Source organism: Mesorhizobium sp. M7D.F.Ca.US.004.03.1.1 (assembly GCF_003998635.1).
GTDB lineage: Bacteria > Pseudomonadota > Alphaproteobacteria > Rhizobiales > Rhizobiaceae > Mesorhizobium > Mesorhizobium loti.
This window is the reverse complement of sequence record NZ_RZQG01000359.1, coordinates 1-5712: the sequence shown is the minus strand read 5'-3', so window position 1 is coordinate 5712 and position 5712 is coordinate 1. Positions and strand designations below refer to the sequence as shown.

Below are 5712 nucleotides of genomic sequence, written 5' to 3'. Positions count from 1 at the left end.
GGTTACGATCATGCGGCCCTCGATGCCGGTCTTGGCCTTGGCGCGGGCCATGCCCTCGCCGAGCGCGTCGGTATAGGCCTTGGGCGACAACCCGGCCTTTCTGGCATGGTCCGGCGACGTGAAGACCTCGGAATAGATCGCCCCGTCGCGGGCGAGACTGGTCAGATAATGGTCGGCCAGCCGCGCGTAATCCTCCTCGGTCCGGAACAGGTCGGCGGAAAAATCGTAAGCGGCAAGGAACGATGTGAAATCGTGCCAGACGAAGGAACCGTTCTGGATATAGGGCGAGGTATCCTTGCCGTATTTCTGCGCCTGGCGGATGACGAGTTCGGGCGCCGCTGCCCCTTCAATGTGGCAGTGCAGTTCCGCTTTCAAAGGCATTCAATCATCCCGTCGGTCTGTCCAGGTCTTGAAAACCCGCCACCTGGAAGCGCGGCTGAACACCGCGCCTTAAACAATAGCGCCCGCACCATCGATCGGCTATGGTCCCGCCGGTTTTATGACGGATCAAAAAAATGTCAGTTGAGAGAACCACGGCCGCGGGCGGCATGGAAACCTCCTATGGTTTCAAGCGTGTAGGGGCTGGCGACAAGCAGTCCCTGGTCAACGATGTTTTCCACAAGGTCGCGAACCGCTACGACCTGATGAACGATCTGATGTCGGCTGGCCTGCACCGGCTGTGGAAGGATGCCATGGTGACATGGCTCAACCCGCCGAAACGGGCGGGCTGGAAGGTGCTCGACGTTGCCGGAGGCACCGGCGACATCGCCTTCCGCATCGTCGATGCCAGCCACGGCAACGCCCATGCCACCGTGCTCGACATCAATGGCTCGATGCTGGCCGTCGGCCGCGACCGGGCCGAAAAGAAAGGCCTGTCTGGCAACACCGATTTCGTCGAGGCCAATGCCGAGGAACTGCCCTTCGCTGATGCCACATTCGACGCCTACACCATCGCTTTCGGCATCCGCAACGTGCCGCGCATCGATGTCGCGCTCGCAGAAGCGTTTCGCGTGCTGAAGCCGGGCGGGCGCTTCCTGTGCCTGGAATTTTCCGAAGTCGAGATGCCGCTGCTCGACAAGGCCTATGAGGCCTGGTCGTTCAATGCGATTCCGAAGATCGGCAAGATGGTCACCGGCGACGGTGAGCCCTATTCCTATCTGGTCGAATCGATCGCCAGGTTTCCCAACCAGCAGAATTTCGCGACGATGATTTCCCGCGCCGGCTTCGATCGCGTTTCCTTCCGCAATTATTCCGGCGGTATTGCCGCGCTTCATTCGGGCTGGAAGCTTTGAGGCTGGCTCGCATTTCTCACACGCGATGTGGTCTGTGCCGGTTCAACGAGCCGGCAGGACGGGCGCGGCCATGAGCACGGTCAGCGCTGGATTTCGGCTCGTAAGGGCCGGCTGGGTGCTGGTTCGCGAGGGCGTCGTCGCCGCCTTGCCGGGCGAGGAGCTGTCAGGCCTGCCGAAGTTCGGCTGGCGGCTGGCACGGCTGTTCACCCGCCGCCGCGCGCTTGCCTATGAGCGCAGCGACCGGCTGGCCAAGGCGGTCGTCCGGCTCGGTCCATCCTACGTCAAGCTCGGCCAGTTCCTGGCGACACGGCCCGACGTCGTCGGCAACGACATGGCGCTCGATCTCGCTATGTTGCAAGACAAGATGCACACCTTCCCCAGGGCTGAAGCCATCGCGGCTATCGAGGCTTCGCTCGGGCGCAAGGTCGCCGATCTCTACGCGCAATTCGGCGATCCGGTCGCAGCCGCCTCCATCGCCCAGGTCCATGCCGCCGACACCATCCATGACGGCGTTGCCACCAAGATGGCGGTCAAGGTGATCCGGCCCGGCGTGCGCCGCCGCTTCTTCCAGGATCTCGAAAGCTATTTCCTCGCCGCCCGCCTGCAGGAAAAATACATCCCGTCGTCGCGCCGGCTGCGGCCGGTCGAGGTCACCGAGACGCTGGCACAGACCACCAAGATCGAAATGGATCTGAGGCTCGAGGCGGCCGCCCTTTCGGAACTGGGCGAAAACACCAAAGACGATCCCGGCTTTCGCGTGCCATCCGTCGACTGGGAGCGCACCGGCCGCGACGTGCTGACCATGGAATGGGTCGACGGCGTCAAGATGAACGACATTGCCGGTCTCGAAGCCGCCGGCCACGATCTGAAGGCGATCGCCGCCAACCTCATCCAGTCGTTCCTGCGCCACACGCTGCGCGACGGCTTCTTCCACGCCGACATGCACCCGGGCAACCTCTTCGTCGAGGCAAACGGCACCATCGTCGCCGTCGATCTCGGCATCGCCGGCAGGCTCGGCAAGAAGGAGCGCCGCTTCCTCGCCGAAATCCTCTACGGTTTCATCACGCGCGACTATCTGCGCGTCGCCGAGGTGCATTTCGAGGCCGGCTATGTGCCGCGCCAGCACAATGTCGCGGCCTTCGCGCAGGCGATCCGGGCGATCGGCGAGCCGATCCACGGCCAGCCGGCCGAGACCATTTCGATGGCCAAGCTTTTGACCCTGCTGTTCGAAGTGACCGAACTCTTCGACATGGCGACGCGGCCGGAGCTGATTCTGCTGCAGAAGACCATGGTGGTGGTCGAGGGCGTGGCGCGCACGCTCGACCCGGCTTTCAATATGTGGAAGACCGCCGAACCGGTGGTCGGCGGCTGGATTGCCGGCAACCTTGGTCCACGTGGCATGATGATCGATGCGCGCGACGGCGCCAAGGCGCTGCTGACGCTGGCCCGCCAGGTACCCGAGCTTGCGGCGCGCACCGACCGGCTGTCGCGCGAGATCGACCTGATGGCCGAGCACGGCCTGCGCTTCGACGAGACAACCGCGCGCGCCATCGGCAAGGCCGAGGCGCGCTACAGCCGCTCCGGCCGCCTGGCACTGTGGGTGATCGCGCTGACGCTCGTCTATATCGCCTGGAAGATCATCTAGCGGTCTGGAACGGCTTGTCCCAAAGTGATTGCATTGCTATCATTGCATTCGGCAATGTTGAGCAGAGTGCAATCATATGGCCAGCATCACCATTCGCAATCTTGACGACGAGGTCAAGGATCTGCTGCGCCAGCTCGCAGCGGAGAACGACCGCTCGATGGAAGAGCAGGCGCGGGTGATGATCCGTGCTGCCGTCGAAGGCCAGCTTGGTTCGGCCGGCCGCATTGATCAGATCGAACAGACCTTGCGCGAACTTGCGAGCGCACGCGGCCTAGCCCCAGTTGTCGCGGGGAAAATCATGCCGCGCGGCCTCTCCAGCAAGCGCATCCTGCTCATCATCGGCGGCGGCATCGCCGCCTACAAGGCGCTTGATCTAATCCGCCGGCTGCGCGAGCGTGGGGCTGCGGTTCGGGTGGTCATGACATCGGCCGCGCAGGAATTCGTTACCACGCTGTCGGTTGGCGCGCTCTCCGCAGACCATGTCTTTACCGACCTGTTCGACCGCAATGATGAGCACGATGTCGGCCATATTAGGCTGTCGCGCGAGGCCGATCTGCTGGTGGTGGCGCCCGCCACCGCCGACCTGATGGCCAAGCTCGCCAACGGCCACGCCAACGATCTGGCCTCCACCGTGCTTGTCGCCACCGACAAGCCGGTGTTGATGGCGCCGGCCATGAATCCCAGAATGTGGGCGCATCCAGCCACCCGCCGCAACCGCGCGACGCTACAAAAGGACGGCATCGCCTTTGTCGGTCCGGCCAGGGGTGAGATGGCGGAAAGCAATGAGGCGGGCGAAGGCCGCATGGCCGAGCCGCTGGAGATCGTCGCCGCCATCGAGGCGCTGCTCGATGTCGGCCCCAGGCCGCTGTCGGGGCGCAAGATCATCGTCACCTCCGGCCCGACGCATGAGCCGATCGACCCGGTGCGCTACATCGCCAACCGTTCCTCCGGCAAGCAGGGCCATGCCATCGCGGCAGCACTGGCCAGGCTCGGCGCCGATGTGCACCTCGTCTCCGGTCCTGTCGGCATCGCCGATCCCGCCGGGGTGAAGACCATCCATGTCGAACGTGCGCAAGAGATGCGCGATGCGGTGGAACAGCTCCTGCCCGCCGACGCGGCGGTGTTCGTCGCCGCCGTTGCCGACTGGCGTACGGAGAACTCGGCCGATGAGAAGATCAAGAAGGTCGCGGGCGAAGGGCCGCCGGTGCTGCGCATGGTCGAGAATCCCGACATCCTGGCCGGCGTCGGCCATCACAGCCAACGACCCGGGCTGGTTATCGGCTTCGCCGCCGAGACACAGGATCTTTTGCGCAACGCCGAGGCCAAGCTCAAGAAGAAAGGCGCCGATCTCATCGTTGCCAACGACGTGTCGCAGGGAAGCGGCGTCGGTCCTTCCGGCGTGATGGGCGGCGATCGCAATCGGGTGCGGATCGTGTCCAAGGCCGGCGTCGAGGAATGGCCCGAGATGAGCAAGGACGAAGTGGCGGCTCGACTCGCCGCCCTGATCGCCGAAAGGCTTAAAACGATCGTCGTTTGAGCTGAAAGACGTTCTGCCGCCAGGTTCTGCTGCAGCGACGCACTGCCCCCGCCGCGAGACGGCATCCAGGCGGCATGCTTTAAGTCCTGCAGCTCTGCATGACCTCTGCGGTCAATTGGTCAAAAGCTCGGCGGTCCGGGCAAGCGCGCCGGCGAAGCCATTGAGCGGAATGGAAAAGCTCACCGCTTGTCCGGTGTCGGCCGCGAAGGCGTCGATCTTCAGGGTGGTGCCTGATTTCAGCAGCGGCGTGACGGTCGCATCGAACGCCACCGGCACCAGACAGCCGACGACCTGGCAGGTGTTGAATGCCAGGCTGCCGTCCAGCTTCTGATCGTCGATGGTCAGGCTGACCCCCTTGGCCAGCGCCAGGCCGAACGGCAGCGCGAGCGTTCCCGTGGCATCGTCGCCGGTCTTGCTCGACAGCTCGATCGCCAGCAGGCGCTGATTGCTTTGCTTGTTGAATTGCTGATGCGACAGGCTGCAAGTCTTGGTCGTGCCCGATATCTGGCAATTGACCGTCCAGTCGCCATGGGTTTCGGACAGTGCCGACGCGCCTCCAGGCAGCTGCGGCGCATCGGCGGCGGACGGCGCCGCGACCACCTTGTCGCCCTTGGTTTGCGCCGCCACGGCCGGCACACCGACGACGCAGGCAACGCCCATCATCGCCAAGAGATATGCGTACTTCCTCATCAAGACCCCTCCCAACCCGGCTCCGCCTCGAGCCAGCTGGAAACTGACCTCGAGAGATGCGCTGATGGCGTTCTGTTTAACCGTTTCGCCGAAGGCGCCATTGTACCTGACGGACAGGCCGACGCCATTGACGCCATTCCGCTCAAGGCCGGCGCCGACCCGATAGAGCGGCGAATCGACGGCCTCCGTCAAGTGCAATGCGGGTTGCCCGGCAGATTCTCCGCCGCTGCGAAGCGACCTTCGGTGGCCGACAAGCCGATTTCGTTTCGATCGACGCTGGATATGGCACAGCCGGACAGACACCCTATATTAAGGCGAGGATTTCTTTCACCCGGGAATGAGCGGATGTCGGCGCTTCGACCATCAACGATCTTCACATCGGCAATGCTGGCCACGGCAATGCTGGTGGGGGCTTGCCTGCCCGCTTCCGCGCAGGCCCTCGATTCCGCCACCGGCAACAACGCGCTGATCCGGCAGAACGACCTGCAAATCCTGCAAAACAGGGTACAGCGGCAGCAATACCAGCAGCAACAGCAGCAGTACCGTGC

The 5712-nt window shown here is 63.9% G+C and carries 5 protein-coding genes and 1 pseudogene; 4 read left to right on the top strand and 2 right to left on the bottom strand.

Going from position 1 to position 5712, the window contains the following annotated elements; translation table 11 throughout:
• Positions 1-381: pseudogene (locus tag EN935_RS19750) on the bottom strand (adenosine deaminase); the annotation flags it as partial.
• 134 nt (positions 382-515) lie between these two features.
• On the opposite strand from EN935_RS19750, the gene ubiE reads away from it, so the two are divergent.
• The 3 genes from ubiE to coaBC all read left to right on the top strand — a co-directional run bounded on the left by ubiE (position 516) and on the right by coaBC (position 4474).
• Positions 516-1292: a bifunctional demethylmenaquinone methyltransferase/2-methoxy-6-polyprenyl-1,4-benzoquinol methylase UbiE gene (gene ubiE / locus EN935_RS19745; RefSeq protein ID WP_109658873.1), complete on the top strand. Its 777-nt coding sequence runs from the start codon at positions 516-518 to the stop codon at positions 1290-1292.
• Positions 1293-1362: 70 nt separating this feature from the next.
• Positions 1363-2937 carry a 2-polyprenylphenol 6-hydroxylase gene (ubiB, locus tag EN935_RS19740; protein WP_109658872.1) on the top strand — a complete coding sequence of 525 codons (1575 nt, stop codon included), beginning with the start codon at positions 1363-1365 and terminating at the stop codon, positions 2935-2937.
• 76 nt (positions 2938-3013) lie between these two features.
• Positions 3014-4474, top strand: a complete 1461-nt coding sequence (gene coaBC / locus EN935_RS19735) for a bifunctional phosphopantothenoylcysteine decarboxylase/phosphopantothenate--cysteine ligase CoaBC (protein ID WP_206534543.1) — start codon at positions 3014-3016, stop codon at positions 4472-4474.
• A 111-nt stretch (positions 4475-4585) separates the two neighbouring features.
• Here coaBC and EN935_RS19730 read toward each other — a convergent pair whose 3' ends face one another.
• Positions 4586-5164 carry an invasion associated locus B family protein gene (locus tag EN935_RS19730; RefSeq protein WP_127265473.1) on the bottom strand — a complete coding sequence of 193 codons (579 nt, stop codon included), beginning with the start codon at positions 5162-5164 and terminating at the stop codon, positions 4586-4588.
• 345 nt (positions 5165-5509) lie between these two features.
• On the opposite strand from EN935_RS19730, the gene EN935_RS19725 reads away from it, so the two are divergent.
• The coding region (locus tag EN935_RS19725; RefSeq protein ID WP_127373546.1) for a hypothetical protein at positions 5510-5712 on the top strand (203 nt) is incomplete at its 3' end.